The organism is Streptomyces sp. NPDC021224 (genome assembly GCF_044332905.1).
In the GTDB taxonomy this organism is placed as follows: domain Bacteria; phylum Actinomycetota; class Actinomycetes; order Streptomycetales; family Streptomycetaceae; genus Actinacidiphila.
Map to the genome: position 1 here is coordinate 76758 of NZ_JBIRPW010000010.1, position 17432 is coordinate 94189.

Below are 17432 nucleotides of genomic sequence, written 5' to 3' on the forward strand. Positions count from 1 at the left end.
CCCAGCCTAGCCGGAGGGCTGCGGGATCCGACATACCCGCTGTCCGGCAACGACCGAATCGGTGAATCCGCTGCTGCAATACTGCGCATCTCATCGGTTTCGCCTTGCCCGACCGTCGAAGTCTCCTGCACAGTGGGCCGGGTGGCCACACGTGACATGAACGGCGCGCGACCCTCCGTCGACGCGGTCTCGAAAGCGATCATCGAACAGCTCCAGGAGGACGGCCGCCGCCCCTACGCGGCGATCGGCAAGGCCGTGGGGCTGTCCGAGGCGGCGGTGCGGCAGCGCGTGCAGAAGCTGCTCGACCAGGGCGTGATGCAGATCGTCGCGGTGACCGACCCGCTCACCGTCGGCTTCCGGCGGCAGGCGATGGTCGGCATAACCGTCGTCGGCGACGTCGAACCCGTCGCCGACGCCCTGGCCGGGCTGGACGCGGTGGAGTACGTGGTGGTGACCGCGGGCTCCTTCGACCTGCTCGCCGAGATCGTCGCGGAGGACGACGACCAGCTGCTGGAACTGATCAACAAACGGATCCGCGCCCTGCCCGGCGTGCGGTCCACCGAGAGCTTCGTCTACCTGGGGCTCCGGAAGCAGACCTACTCCTGGGGAACCCGACAATCATGAGCGCACGCCCGCCGGCCACGGCGTACGACCACCTGTGGATGCACTTCACGCGGATGGGCGACTACGCCGACGCGCCCGTGCCGACCGTCGTGCGCGGCGAGGGCGCGTACATCTACGACGACCGCGGCAAGCGCTACATCGACGGGCTCAGCGGGCTGTTCGTGGTCAACGCCGGCCACGGTCGGCGCGAGCTGGCCGAGGCCGCCGCCCGGCAGGCGGCGGAGCTGGCCTACTTCCCCGTCTGGGGCTACGCGCACCCGCGGGCGGTGGAACTGGCCGAGCGGCTCGCGCACCTCGCGCCCGGCGACCTGGACAAGGTCTTCTTCACCACCGGCGGCGGCGAGGCCGTCGAGACGGCCTGGAAGCTGGCCAAGCAGTACCACCGGCTCACCGGCAACCCGGGCAGGTACAAGGTGATCTCGCGGGCCGTCGCCTACCACGGCACCCCGCACGGGGCCCTGTCCATCACCGGCCTGCCCGCGCTCAAGGCCCCGTTCGAACCGCTGGTGCCGGGCGCCTTCCGAGTGCCGAACACCAACCTCTACCGGGCACCGGTGCACGGCGACGACCCCGAGGCCTTCGGCCGCTGGGCCGCCGACCGGATCGAGGAGCAGATCCTCTTCGAGGGCCCCGACACGGTGGCCGCGGTCTTCCTGGAACCGGTACAGAACGCGGGCGGCTGCTTCCCGCCGCCGCCCGGCTACTTCGCCCGCGTCCGGGAGATCTGCGACCGCTACGGCGTGCTGCTCGTCTCCGACGAGGTCATCTGCGCCTTCGGACGGCTCGGCGCGACCTTCGGCTGCGAACGGTACGGCTACGTACCGGACATGATCACCTGCGCCAAGGGCATGACGTCCGGCTACTCGCCGCTCGGCGCCTGCATCGTCTCCGGCCGGGTCGCCGAGCCCTTCTACCGCGGCGACGGCGACTTCCTGCACGGCTACACCTTCGGCGGCCACCCCGTCTCCGCCGCCGTCGCGCTCGCCAACCTCGACCTGTTCGAGCGGGAGGACCTCCACCGGCACGTACGGGACCACGAGGCGGACTTCCGCGCCACCCTCGACCGGCTGCGCGACCTCCCCCTCGTCGGCGACGTACGCGGCAGCGGCTACTTCCACGGCATCGAACTGGTCAAGGACAAAGCCACCAAGGAGACCTTCACCCCGGAGGAGACCGAGCGCGTGCTCTACGGCTTCCTCTCCCGCGAGCTCTTCGCGAACGGCCTCTACTGCCGCGCCGACGACCGCGGCGACCCGGTCGTCCAGCTCGCCCCGCCCCTCATCGCCGGGCAGCAGCTCTTCGACGAGATCGAGGAGATCCTGCGAGACGTCCTGACACGGGCCTGGGCCCAGCTCTGACGGCTGCCGCCGGGGGGACGGCCTCGGGGTCACCCCCGGAAGGTGGGCCCGGCCCGGGCCCCGGAGGCCGCTGGGGAGGGCGGCGGCCCGGCCGGGGCAACACGGGTGAGTCCACGTCGGTGGGCAGCAGGGGGCTCGGCTCTGGGATGCCGGGGGCTCGGCCCTGAGGTGCCGCCGCCGGGGTCCGGCGGGGGTGGGCCGCGGCGGGGGCGTGACCGTGGACGGTGCTCGGGGCCGGACGGGCGGGCGGGCCCCCTGACCGGCCCCGGTGGGGCTCACCCGAACGGACGGATCGGCGGCCTCCGCCGCCGCGCCTGCGGTCCGTCCGCCCGCCACCTGCCTACCGTGCCGGGGAGTGACCGCCCCTCCCCGGCGCCCGCGGCGCACCGGCGCAGCGCGCCGCCGGGGGACGACGACCCGCGGAGGAACGGCATGGTGGCCCCGCCCGACAACGACGTGCTCTTCGCCCGCTCGCTGCGCCACTCCCTCCGGGGCTCACCGGCCCTGCTCGGCGTCACGGTCGGCGTCCGCCAGGGAGAGATCCTCGGTGTGGTCGGGCCGCGCGGCTCCGGCAAGACGACCCTGCTGCGCTGCCTGTCCGGCCAGATCGCGCCGGACGAGGGCGAGGTGTGGTTCGACGGCAACCCCGTGCACACCCTCTCCGAGGCGTCGCGCGACCTGCTGCGCCGCGAGCGCTTCGGCTGGGTCGGCAGCGAACCCGCGCTGCTGCCGGAGCTGACGGCGTGGGAGAACGCGGCACTGCCGCTACTGATGCGCGGTGTCCGGCCGCGGGCGGCGCGCGCCGAGGCGCAGGAGTGGCTGGAGCGGCTGGACATCGGCGGCGCCGCGCGCCGCCACCCCGGGGCGCTGCTCCTCCCCGAGCAGCAGCGGGTCGCGGTGGCCCGCGCCCTGGTCGGCGGGCCCGCGGTCGTCTTCGCCGACGACCCTGCGGCGCCCCTGCACCACTCCGACCGCGCCCAGGTGCTGCGCACCCTGGCGAGCGCGGCCCGCTCGCACGGGATGACCGTCGTCCTGACCGGCACCGACCCGGGGACCGGCGGCTACACCGATCGCGCCGTCGCCCTGCGCGACGGCCGCACGGACTCCCCCGTCCACGCCCCGGACCGCGGCACCCCCGACCCGGCCCCGGCGAACGCATGACCCCCGCCGGCGCGCGGCCCCGCACCCTGCTTGCGCCCCACTACGAACCCCGTACGAGCGGCACCGTCCACGCCTGCCCCGACGGCGCCCGGCGGCCGCGCCCGTGGGGCTCCCACGGCGGGCGGACGCACCGCGCGGCCGGCCACCCCACCGTGCGACAGCACCCGCCCGGGCACCGCGCGCGCCCCGCACCGCCCCCGCGCGCCCACCGCGCGGGTCGGGCCCTGCGGCGGCAGGCGTCCCCGGCGGCCGGGCTCGGGCTGAGCGTGAGCGCGCGGCAGATCCGTGCGGGGCAGGCGCGTGGTGGGGCAGCGGCCCCGCGGACCGGACGGGAGGCGGCGGCGTGCTGAGCTGGCGGGTGGTGCGGGGAGCGCGGATCGGGGCGCTCGGGCGGTGGCTGACGGTGGTGGCCGCGGCGGGCGGCACCGGACTGCTGCTGCTGTCGGTGCTCGGGTGGGCGCTGGGTCACCAGCAGCCCGGGGCGAGCGCCGGGGTGCGGCTGGTGTGGTGCGTGCTGCCCGTCGCCGCGGCCGTGCAGCTCGCCGCCACCGCAGGGCTCGCGCAGCCCCTGCGCTGGCCGGGCGCGGGGCTCGCCGCGGTGGGGCTGGGCCGCCGGGCGACGGTGCTGGTCGGCGCCGGCAGCGCCGCGCTGGCGTGCGCGGTCGGGAGCGGGCTCGCCCTGCTGGGCTTCCTCTACCTGCGCGGCGATCTGGGCGGTGTGCCGTATGCGGGTTCGGTCTCTGGGGTGCTGGGAACGGGGCAGGGGCTGCCCGCGGCGGGCGTGGTGACGCTGCTGTCGGTGGTGCCGCTGGGCGCCGCGGCGGCCGTCGCCGCCCGGCTGTGGCAGCCGCCGGCGCCGAAGCCGGGCGCCGGTCCCGCGGGGCTGCCGTGGGGCGTGGCACTGACCGTGGTGGGGCTCGCGGTACAGGTGAGCGCCCCGCGCGGGACCGCGCTGCCACTGCCAAGCGGGCTGGGCGCGGTGTCGGCGGCGACGGTGGCGGGCTGGGTCGTCGCCTCCGCCGGGATGGTGCTGGCGGGTCCGGGCCTGGTGCATCTGTGCGGGCGGCTCCTGGCGCTGCACCGGCCGGGCGCGCTGCGGCTGCTGGCGGGCCGTGCGCTCCAGCAGGAGGCCCGCCGGATCGGCCGGCCGCTGGGCCTGCTGTGCGCGACGGCGACGGCGGCCCTCGCGGTGTACGACCTCCAGCACGGCTCCGGTCACCGGCTGGGCCCGCTGACGACCTTCGCCGCGGCCCTCGTCGGGGTGTGCGTGCTGGCCGTCGCGGGCACCGCGCTCGCGGAGGCCGCGGGCGCGCGCGCCCGGTCGACGGCGGCGCTGCGCGAGATCGGCGCGCCGCCCGCGCTGCTGCGGGGCGCGGTGGCGCTGCGCACAGGCGTGGTGCTGGCCGTCGCGGTGCCGCTGACAGCCGTGGTCGCGGCCGTCGCGACCGTACCGGCGACGCGGTGACGGGGTGAGGGGCCCGGCGGGCTATCGTGCCGCCATGCCCGCCGAGACCGCTCCCCCGCCCGCCCGTGAGATCGAGACGCTCGAGGAGTTCGACCGCGTCGCGCTGACCGGCTCGTTCGCCGGATACCGCGTCCAGGCCGTCGACCTGACGGACCGTACGTTCGCCCTGCTGGTCGCCGACACCACGCAGGCGGTCTTCCTCGGCTGCCTGATGGAGCCGCAGGCGCTCGCGCACGTACGGGCCGGCGGGGCGCTGGTCTTCCCGCCCGTCCCGCATCTGCCCTTCGACCCCTACCGGGCGACGCTCTACAGCCCCGTCGAGCTGTACGCCGACCTCGCGGCCGCGGGTTACGAGCACACGCCGGACGCCCGCGCGTACGACTGGTACCGGCAGAGCGCGGCGGGCGGCGACATACTGGCGTCGATGCTGCGCTCGATCCACGACGACGCGGTGACCGACGCCCTCGACGAGCACCTGGCGGGGGCCCGGGTGGTGGGCGTCATGGGCGGCCACGCGATGAAGCGCGGCACGGACGCCTACGCGGGCGCCGCCCGGCTCGGCCGGGAGCTGGCCCGCGCGGGCCTGACCGTGGCGACCGGCGGCGGCCCCGGCGCGATGGAGGCGGCGAACCTCGGCGCGTACGCCGCCCCGCAGGAGGACGTCATGCTCGGCAAGGCGCTGTCGGTGCTCGGCGGCGCCCCGTCCTTCCGGCCGTCGGTCGGCGCGTGGGCGGCGACCGCCTTCGAGGTGCGCGAGCGCTGGCCGGAGGGCGGCACCTCGCTGGGCGTGCCGACGTGGTTCTACGGGCACGAGCCGCCGAACGCCTTCGCGTCGCACATCGCGAAGTTCTTCGCCAACTCCGTCCGCGAGGACACCCTGCTCGCCCGCTGCAACTCCGGCGTGGTCTTCCTGCCCGGGGCGGCGGGCACCGTGCAGGAGATCTTCGACGCGGCCACGCCCAACTACTACTCCTCGCGCGGCGAGCCGACGCCCATGGTGCTGGTCGACCGGGCGCACTGGACCACCGAGCTGCCCGCGTGGCCGCTGCTCAGCGCGCTGGCCCGCGACCACGCGATGGCCTGGCGCATCGCGCTGGTCGACTCGGTGACCGAGGTGCCGGACGCGCTGGAGCGGCTGGAGGAGAAGTGAGCCGGGGCGGGGGCGCGCGACGCGGTGGCGGACGGGCGTCTCAGACCGCGTCGGCGGCGGCCTCCAGTTCCGAGACCACCAGCTTCTTCATGCCGAGCATGGCCTTCACGGCGGCCTGCGACCTGTTCTGGTCCGGGTCGTTGATCAGCTCGTTGAGCCGGGTGGGCACGATCTGCCACGACACGCCGTAGGGGTCCTTGAGCCAGCCGCAGGGCCCCTCCTCGCCGCCGTTCGCGGTGAGTGCGGACCACAGCCGGTCGACCTCCTCCTGCGAGTCGCAGTCGACGCTGAGCGACATCGCCTCGTTGAAGGTGAACTCCGGGCCGCCGTTGAGCGCGAGGAAGCGCTGCCCGCCCAGCTCGAACTCCACGATCATCACACTGCCCGGGGTCCCCGGACCGGCCTCGCCGTAGTGCTGCACCTTGACGACGCGCGAGTTGTCGAAGAGCGAGGTGTAGAGGGCCACCGCCTCCTCGGCCCGGTCGTCGTACCAGAGGAACGTCGTGATCTTCTGCTGCATGACGGGCTCCGTTCTCGTCCGTGTCCTGCCGTCCGCTGGGCGCTCCTGCGCCTCCAGCAGATAGGACGGTCCGGGCGGGCGAAACTCATCGGTGCCCATTCGTGTGCTTCTCCCCTCGCGGGGAGGACGGCGCGGGCCCGTCGGCGGGGCGCGCTCAGCGGGGCAGGACGACGACGTCCTCCGGGTCGAACGTCACTGCGACGGCCGCGCCCTCGCCCGGCGCGGCCCGCAGCGGGCACTCCGCCTCCAGCTCCGGACCGCGCTCGGGCCGCAGCGTCACGGCCACGTGCCCGCCACGGAAAGTGCGGGCGGCCACCGTGCAGCGCAGCGCGCCCGCCGTCTCCGGGGCGACCAGGCGCACTCCGGTGGGCCGGACCAGCAGCCGGCAGGGGCCGTCCGGGGTGCCGGACGGCACGGGCAGCTCGCCCCAGTCCGTGGCGGCCGTGCCGCCGGCCACGACGGCGTCGGTGACGGCGTCGAAGCCCAGGAAGCGGGCGACGAACTCGTCCGCCGGACGCTGCCAGACCTCCAGCGGGGTGCCCGTCTGGGCGATCCGGCCGTCGCGCATGACGACCACACGGTCGGCCAGCGCGAAGGCCTCGCCCTGGTCGTGGGTGACGGCCAGCACGGTGGTGCCGAGCCGTCCGAAGAGCTGCCGCAGCTCCACGACCAGGCGCTCGCGCAGCGAGCGGTCGAGCTGGCCGAGCGGCTCGTCCAGCATGAGCAGCCGCGGTTCCGGCGCGAGCGCGCGGGCGAGCGCGACCCGCTGCTGCTCGCCGCCCGACAGCTCCGCGACGCCGCGGGACTGCGCGCCGGGCAGCCCGACCAGGTCGAGCAGCTCGGCGACCCGGATTTCGCGCTGCTCGCGCGACGCCTTGTGCATGCGCGGGCCGAAGCCGACGTTCCCGCCGACGTCGCGCTGCGGGAAGAGCTGGTGGTCCTGGAACATCAGCCCGACACCGCGCCGGTGCGGCGGCACCCCGCGCTGGTCGGCGCCGTCCAGCAGCACCCGCCCCGAGGCCAGCTCCTGCAACCCGGCCACCGCCCGCAGCAGCGTGGACTTGCCGCTGCCGCTGGGCCCCAGCACGCACACGATCTCGTGCTCGGCGACGGCAAGATCGACCGCGTCCAGCGCGGTCCGCTTCCCGAAGCGCACGGTCGCGGCGTCCAGCCGCAGCAGGGCGCCGCCCCCGAGCGAGGGCCCCGCGGCGCCGGACGGCCCGGCGACACGGCCGGGAGCGGACGTCGGATCGGTGGTCGTCATCGCGGGTCACAGCTCCCCGGCGCTCGTGGGACGGAAACGTTCCAGCACCAGCAGGCTGGCGGCGCAGACCACCATCAGCACGGTGCTCAGGGCCATGGCCTGGCCGTAGTTCATCGGGCCCGCGCGGCCCAGCAGGCGGGCGACGGCGACCGGCAGGGTGGGGTCGTCGGGCCGCGCGATGAAGACGGTCGCGCCGAATTCGCCGAGCGAGACGGCGAAGGCGAAACCCGCGGCGATGGCCACGGCCCGCGAGACCAGCGGCAGCTCCACCTCCCGCCACACCCGCCACGGCGAGGCGCCCAGCACCGCCGCGGCCTCGCGCAGCCGGGTGTCGACGGCCCGCAGCACCGGCAGCATCACCCGCACCACGAAGGGCGCGCCCACCAGCGCCTGCGCGAGCGGCACCAGCAGCCAGGAGTCCCGCAGGTCCAGCGGCGGCTTGTCCAGCGCGATGAGGAAGCCGAAGCCGATGGTGACGGCGGAGGTGCCGAGCGGCAGCATCAGCAGCGCGTCGAAGCCGCGCATCAGCCGCCCCGCCCGGCGCACCAGCGCGGCCGCCGCGAGCCCGCCGATCACCAGGGCGATGACGGTGGCCAGCGCCGCGAAGCGCAGCGAGTTCCCCACCGTCTGCCACGGGGCGACGCTGAAGGTGCCGCCGTCGGACGAGCCGAGGGCGCGGTAGAAGGCCAGGCCGTAGCCGCCGGGGGTGTCGAAGGAGCGGGCGGCGAGCACACCGAGGGGCAGCAGGATGACCAGGGCGACGACCGCCAGGACGGCGCCGAGGAGGGTGCGTTCGGCCGCTCCGCTCGGCCGGTGCGCGGTGCGCGCGGGGTCGACGAGCTTCAGCGCCGACTCGCGCCGCCGTACCGTCCAGCCGTGCAGGGCGAGGATGGCGAGCACCGCGGCGAACTGCAGCAGGGTCAGCACGGCCGCGGCCGGCAGGTCGAAGATCTCGGCGGTCTGCCGGTAGATCTCCACCTCCAGCGTCGAGTACAGCGGTCCGCCGAGGATCTGGATGACGCCGAAGGAGGTGAAGGTGAACAGGTAGACCATGAGCGCGGCCGCGGCCACGGACGGGCCGAGCGCGGGCAGCGTCACCGTGCGCCAGGCGGCGAGGCGGCCCGCGCCGAGCATCCGGGCGGCCTCCTCCTGCGCGGGGTCCAGCTGCGCCCACAGCCCGCCGACGGTGCGGACCACGACGGCGAAGTTGAAGAAGACGTGCGCGACGAGGATGGCCCACACGCCTGTGTCGAGCCGCACCCCGAGGAGCGAGTCGGTGAAGCCGCCGCGGCCGAGCAGCGCGAGGAAGGCCGAGCCCGCGACGACGGTCGGCAGCACGAAGGGCACCGTCACGACCGCCCGCAGCAGCCGCCGCCCGGGAAAGTCCAGCCGCGCGAAGACGTACGCGGCGGGCAGCCCGACCAGCAGCGTCAGCCCGGTGGAGGCGGCGGCCTGCCAGACGGTGAACCACAGCACGTGCCGGATCCCCGGGTCGCCCAGCACGTCGCCGATCCGGCCCAGGTGCCAGGCGCCGTCCTCGTGCAGCCCGCGGCCGACGATCGCCGCCACCGGGTAGGCGAAGAAGGCCGCGAAGAAGAGCAGCGGCAGCGCCGTCAGGGCGGCGCGCACCGCCAGGGCGCGGCCCCGCGCTCCGCCCGCCCTGTCCCGCCGCGCGCCGCGCGGGGGTGCGGTCGGCAGCGTGCTCACGTCACGCTCACTTCAGGACGATCCCGTTCCACGCCTGGACCCACTCGTCGCGCTTGGCCGCGATCGTGTCGGGCGCCAGGGTGGCGGGGTGCTCGACCTTGGCGCCGTACTTGACGAAGACCGGCGGCTCGACGGCGTCGCCGCGCACCGGGTCGACGTACATCTGCAGCGGCATGTCCTGCTGGAAGGTCTTGCCCAGCATGAAGTCGATGAACGCCTTGCCGCCCGCGGGGTTCTTCGCCCCGTGCAGCAGGCCGGCGAACTCGATCTGCCGGAAGCAGGTGCCGGTGGCCACGCCGACGGGCGACTGCGCGGGCTGCGGACTCACACCGACGACCTCGGCGGGCGGGCTGGAGGCGTAGGAGACCACGAGCGGCCGGTCGCCCTTGGCCTGCTTGCCCGCGGACGAGCCGGAGAAGCGGTCGTTGTAGGCCTGCTCCCAGCTGTCGACCACCTCGACGCCGTTGGCCTTGAGCTGCTTCCAGTAGTCCTGCCATCCCCCGTCGCCGTAGGTCGCGGCGCTGCCCAGCAGGAAGGCCAGACCGGGCGAGGACGTCGAGACGTTCTCGGTGACGAGCAGGTTCTTGTACGCGGGCTTGGCCAGGTCGGCGAAGGTCTGCGGCGGGGCCAGGTGGTGCGCGGTGAAGTAGGCCCGGTCGTAGTTGACGCAGACGTCACCGGAGTCGATGGGCGTGACCCGGTGCTGGGCGGCGTCCAGCTGCAGGTCGGCGGGGACCTGCGCGAGGTCCTTGGCCGCGTACGGGGTGAACAGTCCGTTGTCGAGCGCGCGGGACAGCAGGGTGTTGTCGACGCCGAAGAAGACGTCGCCGCGCGGGTGGTCCTTGGTGAGGATCGCCTGGTTGACGGCCGCGCCCGCGTCCCCGCCGCGCAGCACCTTGACGGTGTAGCCGGTCTCCTTGGTGAATTCCGCGAGGACGGACTTCGACGCGGCGAACGAGTCGTGGCTGACGAGCGTCACGGTCTTGGAGCCGGAGCCCGCCGCCTTGTCGCCGTCGCCGCCGGAGTCGCTGCCGCACGCGGCCAGGACGGACGCGGCCGCGCCTGCGGCGACGAGCGCGCCCACGGCACGCCGGACGGTGGTCTTCATCTGTGCTGACTCCCTACGCCGGTATGACCCGGATCAGGTGGGAGGGTCTGCGGCCTGGGATCCTCCGTCGGATCCCTCGCCGCACTCTCAGCGCCGTCGCAGGCGCTCCCCTGTCGGAATGTTCTGTTGTACGACCGCGCGCCACTGCCATCGCAGGTCCGCGCGAGCGCCGACCGTACGATAGCAGCAGGTCAGCGCTCCGACGCCGCCAGCTGCCCGCAGGCGCCGTCGATCTCCTGGCCACGGGTGTCGCGTACGGTCACGGGCACGCCGTGGGCCTCCAGCGCGGCCACGAACGCCCGCTCGTCCTCCGGGCGGGAGGCCGTCCACTTCGACCCGGGCGTGGGGTTGAGCGGGATCAGGTTGACGTGCACCCGGTGGTTCTTCAGCAGCTTGCCCAGCCGGTCGGCGCGCCATGCCTGGTCGTTGACGTCGCGGATCAGCGCGTACTCGATGGAGATCCGGCGGCCGGAGACCTCGGCGTAGTGCCAGGCCGCGTCCAGCACCTCGCGCACCTTCCAGCGGGTGTTGACCGGCACCAGGGTGTCGCGCAGCTCGTCGTCCGGGGCGTGCAGGGAGACCGCGAGGCGGCACTTGAAGCCCTCGTCGGCGAAGCGGTGGATGGCCGGCACCAGGCCCACCGTGGACACCGTGATGCCGCGCTGCGACAGGCCCAGGCCGTCCGGCTCGGGGTCGGTCAGCCGGCGGATCGCCCCGACGACGCGGTTGTAGTTGGCGAGCGGCTCACCCATGCCCATGAAGACGATGTTGGACAGCCGGGCCGGTCCGCCCGGCACCTCCCCGTCCCGCAGCGACTTCATGCCCGCCACGATCTGGTGCACGATCTCGGCGGTCGACAGGTTCCGGTCCAGACCCGCCTGGCCGGTGGCGCAGAACGGGCAGTTCATGCCGCAGCCCGCCTGTGACGAGATGCACATGGTGACGCGGTCCGGGTAGCGCATCAGCACCGACTCGACGAGCGTCCCGTCGAAGAGCCGCCACAGCGTCTTGCGGGTGTCGCCGTCGTCGCACGAGGCGTGCCGCACGACGGTCATCAGCTCCGGCAGCAGATCGCCGGCGAGCTTGCCGCGGGCCGCGGCCGGGATGTCCGTCCAGGCGGCGGGGTCGTCGGCGTAGCGCGCGAAGTAGTGCTGGGACAGCTGCCGGGCCCGGAACGGCTTCTCCCCGAGCGCGGCCACCGCCTCCCGTCGCTCCGCGGGCGAGAGGTCGGCAAGGTGCCGCGGGGGCTTCTTGGCCCCGCGCGGCACGGCGAAAGTCAGTTCTCCGGGTGCAGGCATGATGCCTACCAGTGTCGCAGACCGCGCGGCGTTGCCTTCTCAGAGCGGATCGGCAGGGGCCGTCGTCGCTCACCGTCGGGCACCCTTGCGGGGCCGACCTGCCTTGCGGGGCCGACCAACCGGGGGCGGCGGACGCCCGGGAACCCGGGCGTCCGCCGTGTGCCGCCGTCTCCGGCGTCCGGTCTTGAGTTCTCGGCGCGGCGGCTCCCCGGTCAGGGGGCCTTGGGCGGCCACCCGCCCGGACGAGTGGTCTGCCCCACCTCGATCAGGTGCCCGTCGGGGTCCCGCAGGAAGCAGCGGATCTCCGGGTGACCCTTTTCGATCGGCGGCGTGATGAACTCGGCCCCCCGCGCGGACCAGTCGGCGTACACGGCGTGGATGTCCGAGACCCGCAGGTTCAGGAAGCTGCTGACCCGGTCCGGGTCCTGTGGAGTCTCCAGCACGACGGTCGGCTTGTCGTCGGTGGGGCCGCCGCCTTCGTTGATGATGATCCAGCCGTTGTGGAACTCGATGATCGAGGGGACGCCCGAGCGCAGGGCCCGGCCGCCGAGGACCTCGGTGTAGAAGCGACGCGAACGTTCGACGTCGTCGGACACGATGAAGTGCGTCATGGCGACGTCGTAGGCGGGCGCATTCTCGCCGGTCACAGTGCCTCCGGGGGCTCGTTCCGGTGTTCGAGGGAATCAGCTCCCGTCCACAGTACCGATTCGCGGTGGTCTGGGCGGTGCTTCCCGGCCCTTCTGCGAGCCCTGAGCCGTCCGGGTCGCGGACGCCGACCCCGCCGAAGGAGTCCACCGACCGTGTCGCCGACCGCCGCCGACCGGCCAAACCGTCACAACCGTTCGACGGCTGCCTGAGTGGACCACGAGAGCCGGTGGACACCACAGGGAACCCGGCACGGGTCCGTTCTGGGAACGCGGCTCGGGCCGGTCAGCCCTGGCCGACGAAGGCGACCAGCAGCAGCCAGACGACCGGGGCGGTCGGCAGGAGGCTGTCGAGGCGGTCCATGATGCCGCCGTGGCCCGGCAGCAGGGTGCCCATGTCCTTGATGTCGAGATCCCGCTTGATCATCGACTCGCCGAGGTCGCCGAGGGTGGCGCTGACCGCGGCGGCCAGGCCCAGGACCAGGCCCTGCCACCAGTGGCCGCCGTCGATGGAGAACTCCATCAGCAGCGCGCCCGCCACCATGGCGAAGCCGATCGCGCCCACGAGTCCGGCACGGGTCTTCCCGGGGCTGATCCGCGGGGCGAGCTTGGTACGGCCGAAGCGCCAGCCGACCGCGTAGGCGCCGGTGTCGCTGACCACGGTGAGGATCAGGAAGGCCAGTACCCGGCGGGGGCCGTCGTCCGCGGCGAGCATCATCACCACGAAGGTGGCGAGGAAGGGCACGTAGAAGGCGACGAAGACGGCCGCCGTGACGTCCCGGAGGTAGTCGTGCGGGGGCTGGGCCATGCGCCAGACCAGGATCGCCAGCGCGGTGAGCGCCATCGCGACCCACGCCCCGTCGGCGCCCTTCAGATACCCGGCGATCACCATCGCCGCGCCGCCGGCCACGAGCGGGACCAGCGGCGCGTGGATGCCCTTGCGTTCGGCGAGCCGCGAGGTCAGTTCCCACACGCCGACCGCGACGGCCACCACCACGACACCGACGAAGACCTGCTTGACGAGGAAGAGCGAGGCGAGCACGACCACGCCGAGCCCGACGCCCACACCTATCGCCGCCTGGAGGTTCCGCCCTGCGGACTTCTTCGCGGGGGCGGGTTGCGGGGGCGTCGGCTCGGACGCCGGCGGCGAGGGCGGCATAGCTGGAGTCTTCCTCCCGGTGCGGCTTTCCGCCGCGGAATACGCCGCCGGGGCGGTGACCGCGGCCCGGGCGACGTCAGCGGCCGCGGCTGCGGTGTTCTCCGTTACTCCCCGGTGACCGGCGCGCGGCGAAGCGCCCCAGGAAGAGTCGTTCACTGAGCTTCGCCTCGCGTCGTCGTCGGGGTGTGCGGAGGGGCGGGTGCGGGCCTGCGGGACCCCCGGGCCTCGGCCGGGGCCCGGAACGGGCCGCGCAAGGCCCGTGAAGGGCCCCTGCGGGGCCCCTGGAGGGGGCGGAACGGTCGGGGCCGTCAGACCTCCAGCAGCTCCGCTTCCTTGTGCTTGAGCAGCTCGTCGACCTGGGCGACGTACTTCGACGTCGTGTCGTCGAGCTCCTTCTCGGCACGGCGCACCTCGTCCTCGCCGGTCTCGCCGTCCTTGACCAGCTTGTCGAGGGTCTCCTTCGCCTTGCGGCGGACGCTGCGGATGGAGATCTTGGCGTCCTCGCCCTTGCCCTTGGCGACCTTGATGAACTCGCGCCGCCGCTCCTCGGTGAGCTGCGGGAAGACCACCCGGATGATGCGGCCGTCGTTGCTCGGGTTGACACCGAGGTCGGAGTTGCGGATCGCCTCCTCGATGTTGCGCAGACTGCTGCTGTCGAAGGGGGTGATCACCGCCATCCGCGGCTCGGGCACCGCGAAGGACGCCAGCTGGTTGATCGGGGTGACCGCACCGTAGTACTCGGCCACGATCTTGTTGAACATCGCCGGGTGCGCGCGGCCGGTCCGGATCGCCGCGAAGTCGTCCTTGGCGACCTCGACGGCCTTCTCCATCTTCTCCTCGGCCTCGAGGAGGGTTTCTTCAATCACCATGTGCTCCTGGTTTTCAGAAGGCGGGGCCCTGCGGGCGCGGCCCCTGCGCGCGTCTGTCCTGCACGGTGTCCGACCGGCAGCGTGTTGTCCATCCCCTGTTGCCCCGTGGCGGGCCTGCGGCTAGCTCCTGGTGCCCTGGGTGTTGACCAGTGTGCCGATCTTCTCACCCTTGACCGCGCGGGCGATGTTGCCCTCGGCGAGCAGCTCGAAGACCAGGATCGGAAGTTTGTTGTCCTGGCACAGGGTGATGGCGGTGAGGTCGGCGACACGCAGGTCGCGCGCGATGACCTCGCCGTAGTCCAGGGCGTCGAACATGGTCGCGTCCGGGTTGAGCTTGGGGTCGGAGTCGTAGACCCCGTCCACCCCGTTCTTGCCCATGAGCAGGGCGGCGGCGTCGATCTCCAGCGCCCGCTGGGCGGCGGTGGTGTCGGTGGAGAAGTAGGGCATGCCCATACCCGCGCCGAAGATCACCACGCGGCCCTTCTCCAGGTGCCGCACCGCCCGCAGCGGGATGTACGGCTCGGCGACCTGGCCCATGGTGATGGCGGTCTGCACCCGGGTCTCGACGCCCTCCTTCTCCAGGAAGTCCTGGAGCGCCAGGCAGTTCATGACCGTGCCGAGCATGCCCATGTAGTCGGAGCGGGCGCGGTCCATGCCGCGCTGCTGGAGTTCGGCGCCGCGGAAGAAGTTGCCGCCGCCGATGACGAGGGCGATCTCGTAGCCGTCCGCGACGACCGCGGCGACCTCGCGGGCGATGGCGTGCACGACGTCGGGATCGACACCGAGCCCGCCGCCCCCGGCGAAGGCCTCGCCGGACAGTTTGAGCAGGAAACGGCGGCCCGCACCCGCGCCGGGTGCGCCGGTCGGGGCCTGTGCGGCGGCTTGGTTCATGGAGATCTCCTCGTGCACGTACAAAGGAGGCCATTGCCGTGGGTCCTTGTGGGTTCCCGTGACGGCAATGGCCTCCTTGTCACCTCTGCGTCCGGCCGGCGGGCGGCCGGTCGCGTACGACCCTAGCGGGCTCCCGGGTCAGACGCCCACGCGGAAGCGCGCGAAGGCCTTCAGCGTCACGCCGGCCTCGTCGAGCACCTTCTGCACGGTCTTCTTGGCGTCCTTGGCGAAGGACTGCTCCAGGACGACGTTCTCCTTGAAGAAGCCGTTGACGCGGCCCTCGACGATACGCGGCAGGGCGGCCTCGGGCTTGCCCTCCTCGCGCGCGGTGGCCTCGGCGACGCGGCGCTCGTTCTCCACCGTCTCGGCGTCGATCTCGTCGCGGGTCAGGTACTTCGGCGCGAAGGCGGCGATGTGCTGGGCGACGTCCTTGGCGGTCTGCGCGTCGGCCTTGTCCAGCTCGACCAGCACGCCGACCTGCGGGGGCAGGTCCGGGCTGGTGCGGTGCAGGTAGGAAGCGACGTACGTGCCGGTGAACTGCGCGAAGCGGTCCAGCACGATCTTCTCGCCGAGGGTCGCGTTGGCCTCGTCGACGAACGCCTGCACGGTCTGGCCGGGCTTGATCTCCGAGCCGAGCAGGGCGGCGATGTCGGCCGGCTTGGTGGCGGCGACGTGGGTGGCGATGGCGTCGGCGACGGCGACGAACTTGTCACCCTTGGCGACGAAGTCGGTCTCGCACTTCAGCTCGACGAGGACGCCCTCGGAGTTGTCGGCGGCGATCAGGGACACCACGGCGCCGTTGGAGGCCGAGCGGCCCTCGCGCTTGGTGACACCCTTCTGGCCCTTGACGCGGAGGATCTCGACGGCCTTGTCCAGGTCGCCTTCGGCCTCGGTGAGGGCGTTCTTGCAGTCCATCATGCCCGCGGCGGTCAGCTCGCGGAGCTTCTTGACGTCAGCGGCGGTGAAGTTCGCCATGGGTCTGTGTCTCTTCCCGAATGGTCGGTGGATCTACGGGTGGACGGCGGGGGCACAGGGCCCCCGCCGTCGTCACGCGTGGGGCCGGCGGCCGTGTCGGCCGGCCGGCCTCAGGTCAGGCCTGCTCGGCGTCGCCCTCGGCGGCCGGCGCGTCGGCAGCCGGCGCGTCCGCGGCCGGGGCCTCGGTGGCCGGGTCCTCGGTCGCCGGGGCCTCGGTCGCCGGAGCCTCGGTGGCCGCGGCCGCGGGGGCCTCGGCAGCGTCGTCGGCCTTCTTCTCGCCTTCCAGCAGGTCGCGCTCCCACTCGGCCAGCGGCTCGGAGCCGCCCTCGGCCTTCTTGTCGCCCACCGCGGCGCCGGAGCGGGCGATCAGGCCCTCGGCGACGGCGTCGGCGATCACGCGGGTGAGCAGCGTGACGGAGCGGATCGCGTCGTCGTTGCCCGGGATCTTGTAGTCGACCTCGTCGGGGTCGCAGTTGGTGTCGAGGATCGCGACGACCGGGATGCGGAGCTTGCGCGCCTCACCGACGGCGATGTGCTCCTTCTTGGTGTCGACGATCCAGACGGCGCTCGGCACCTTCTGCATCTCGCGGATGCCGCCGAGGGTCTTCTCCAGCTTGTCCTTCTCGCGGGAGAGGACCAGGAGCTCCTTCTTGGTCAGGCCGGACGCGGCCACGTCCTCGAAGTCGATCTCCTCGAGCTCCTTGAGGCGCTGCAGGCGCTTGTAGACGGTCGAGAAGTTGGTGAGCATGCCGCCCAGCCACCGCTGGTTGACGTAGGGCATGCCGACGCGCGAGGCCTGCTCGGCGATGGCCTCCTGCGCCTGCTTCTTCGTACCGACGAACATGATGGAGCCGCCGTGCGCGACGGTCTCCTTGACGAACTCGTAGGCGCGGTCGATGTACGACAGCGACTGGAGCAGGTCGATGATGTAGATGCCGTTGCGCTCGGTGAAGATGAAGCGCTTCATCTTCGGGTTCCAGCGGCGGGTCTGGTGCCCGAAGTGGACGCCGCTCTCCAGCAGCTCCCGCATCGTGACGACGGCCATGGCCGTACTCCTTGAAGTGCTCGGTTATCGCGACAGCCGGACGGCGGTCGCGCCTGACGCCCCGGCGCGCCGTGCCACGAGGGACCGAGGGGCGCGGCCACCGCCCCGGAGACGGGGGATGGTGGCGGGGCGTGCGAAGTCGACCCGGTGACCCGGATCGCCAGAGAAAGTGTACGGGACCCACGGAGTCCCAG

At 73.3% G+C, this 17432-nt stretch carries 16 protein-coding genes and 1 riboswitch; of the genes, 5 read left to right on the forward strand and 11 right to left on the reverse strand.

Features of this window, described 5'->3' with window-relative positions:
* The first annotated feature begins 156 nt into the window (after positions 1–156).
* The 5 genes from ACH4PY_RS24470 to ACH4PY_RS24490 all read left to right on the forward strand — a co-directional run bounded on the left by ACH4PY_RS24470 (position 157) and on the right by ACH4PY_RS24490 (position 5758).
* Positions 157–624 carry an Lrp/AsnC family transcriptional regulator gene (locus ACH4PY_RS24470; protein WP_398187074.1) on the forward strand — a complete coding sequence of 156 codons (468 nt, stop codon included), beginning with the start codon at positions 157–159 and terminating at the stop codon, positions 622–624.
* The gene (locus ACH4PY_RS24475) at positions 621–1982 is read left to right on the forward strand and encodes an aspartate aminotransferase family protein (RefSeq protein ID WP_398186677.1); all 1362 of its coding nucleotides are present in this window, start codon (positions 621–623) and stop codon (positions 1980–1982) included. The genes ACH4PY_RS24470 and ACH4PY_RS24475 overlap by 4 nt, the downstream gene beginning before the upstream one ends.
* A gap of 432 nt (positions 1983–2414) precedes the next feature.
* Complete coding sequence (locus ACH4PY_RS24480) at positions 2415–3143, forward strand: ABC transporter ATP-binding protein (protein WP_398186679.1); 729 nt, start codon at positions 2415–2417, stop codon at positions 3141–3143.
* A 343-nt stretch (positions 3144–3486) separates the two neighbouring features.
* Positions 3487–4608, forward strand: coding sequence for a hypothetical protein (locus tag ACH4PY_RS24485; RefSeq protein WP_398186682.1), 1122 nt, complete (start codon positions 3487–3489; stop codon positions 4606–4608).
* A gap of 34 nt (positions 4609–4642) precedes the next feature.
* Complete coding sequence (locus tag ACH4PY_RS24490) at positions 4643–5758, forward strand: LOG family protein (protein WP_398186685.1); 1116 nt, start codon at positions 4643–4645, stop codon at positions 5756–5758.
* A 40-nt stretch (positions 5759–5798) separates the two neighbouring features.
* Here the strand turns inward: ACH4PY_RS24490 and ACH4PY_RS24495 are convergent, their stop codons facing one another.
* From ACH4PY_RS24495 to rpsB, 11 genes are all read right to left on the reverse strand, one after another.
* Positions 5799–6278 (reverse strand): VOC family protein, encoded by a 480-nt coding sequence (locus ACH4PY_RS24495; protein WP_398186689.1) that lies wholly within the window; start codon positions 6276–6278, stop codon positions 5799–5801.
* 154 nt (positions 6279–6432) lie between these two features.
* Complete coding sequence (locus ACH4PY_RS24500; RefSeq protein WP_398187078.1) at positions 6433–7458, reverse strand: ABC transporter ATP-binding protein; 1026 nt, start codon at positions 7456–7458, stop codon at positions 6433–6435.
* Between the two features lie 90 nt (positions 7459–7548).
* Positions 7549–9177, reverse strand: a complete 1629-nt coding sequence (locus ACH4PY_RS24505) for an ABC transporter permease (protein WP_398187082.1) — start codon at positions 9175–9177, stop codon at positions 7549–7551.
* 79 nt (positions 9178–9256) lie between these two features.
* Entirely contained in the window at positions 9257–10357 is a 1101-nt protein-coding gene (locus ACH4PY_RS24510) for a thiamine ABC transporter substrate binding subunit (RefSeq protein WP_398186692.1), read from the reverse strand.
* A riboswitch (TPP riboswitch) is annotated at positions 10351–10479 on the reverse strand. (Overlaps the previous gene by 7 nt.)
* A gap of 69 nt (positions 10480–10548) precedes the next feature.
* Positions 10549–11655: a 23S rRNA (adenine(2503)-C(2))-methyltransferase RlmN gene (rlmN, locus tag ACH4PY_RS24515; RefSeq protein ID WP_398186695.1), complete on the reverse strand. Its 1107-nt coding sequence runs from the start codon at positions 11653–11655 to the stop codon at positions 10549–10551.
* Between the two features lie 212 nt (positions 11656–11867).
* Positions 11868–12266, reverse strand: a complete 399-nt coding sequence (locus ACH4PY_RS24520) for a VOC family protein (RefSeq protein WP_398187084.1) — start codon at positions 12264–12266, stop codon at positions 11868–11870.
* A 319-nt stretch (positions 12267–12585) separates the two neighbouring features.
* Positions 12586–13614, reverse strand: coding sequence for a phosphatidate cytidylyltransferase (locus ACH4PY_RS24525; RefSeq protein WP_398186698.1), 1029 nt, complete (start codon positions 13612–13614; stop codon positions 12586–12588).
* A gap of 152 nt (positions 13615–13766) precedes the next feature.
* On the reverse strand, positions 13767–14324 hold the full coding sequence (gene frr / locus ACH4PY_RS24530; protein WP_398187087.1) for a ribosome recycling factor: 558 nt from the start codon (positions 14322–14324) through the stop codon (positions 13767–13769).
* A 123-nt stretch (positions 14325–14447) separates the two neighbouring features.
* Positions 14448–15218, reverse strand: coding sequence for a UMP kinase (gene pyrH, locus ACH4PY_RS24535; RefSeq protein ID WP_398186701.1), 771 nt, complete (start codon positions 15216–15218; stop codon positions 14448–14450).
* A 138-nt stretch (positions 15219–15356) separates the two neighbouring features.
* The gene (gene tsf / locus ACH4PY_RS24540; RefSeq protein WP_398186705.1) at positions 15357–16193 is read right to left on the reverse strand and encodes a translation elongation factor Ts; all 837 of its coding nucleotides are present in this window, start codon (positions 16191–16193) and stop codon (positions 15357–15359) included.
* Between the two features lie 115 nt (positions 16194–16308).
* Positions 16309–17238 carry a 30S ribosomal protein S2 gene (gene rpsB, locus ACH4PY_RS24545; RefSeq protein ID WP_398186708.1) on the reverse strand — a complete coding sequence of 310 codons (930 nt, stop codon included), beginning with the start codon at positions 17236–17238 and terminating at the stop codon, positions 16309–16311.
* Positions 17239–17432 lie beyond the last annotated feature (194 nt).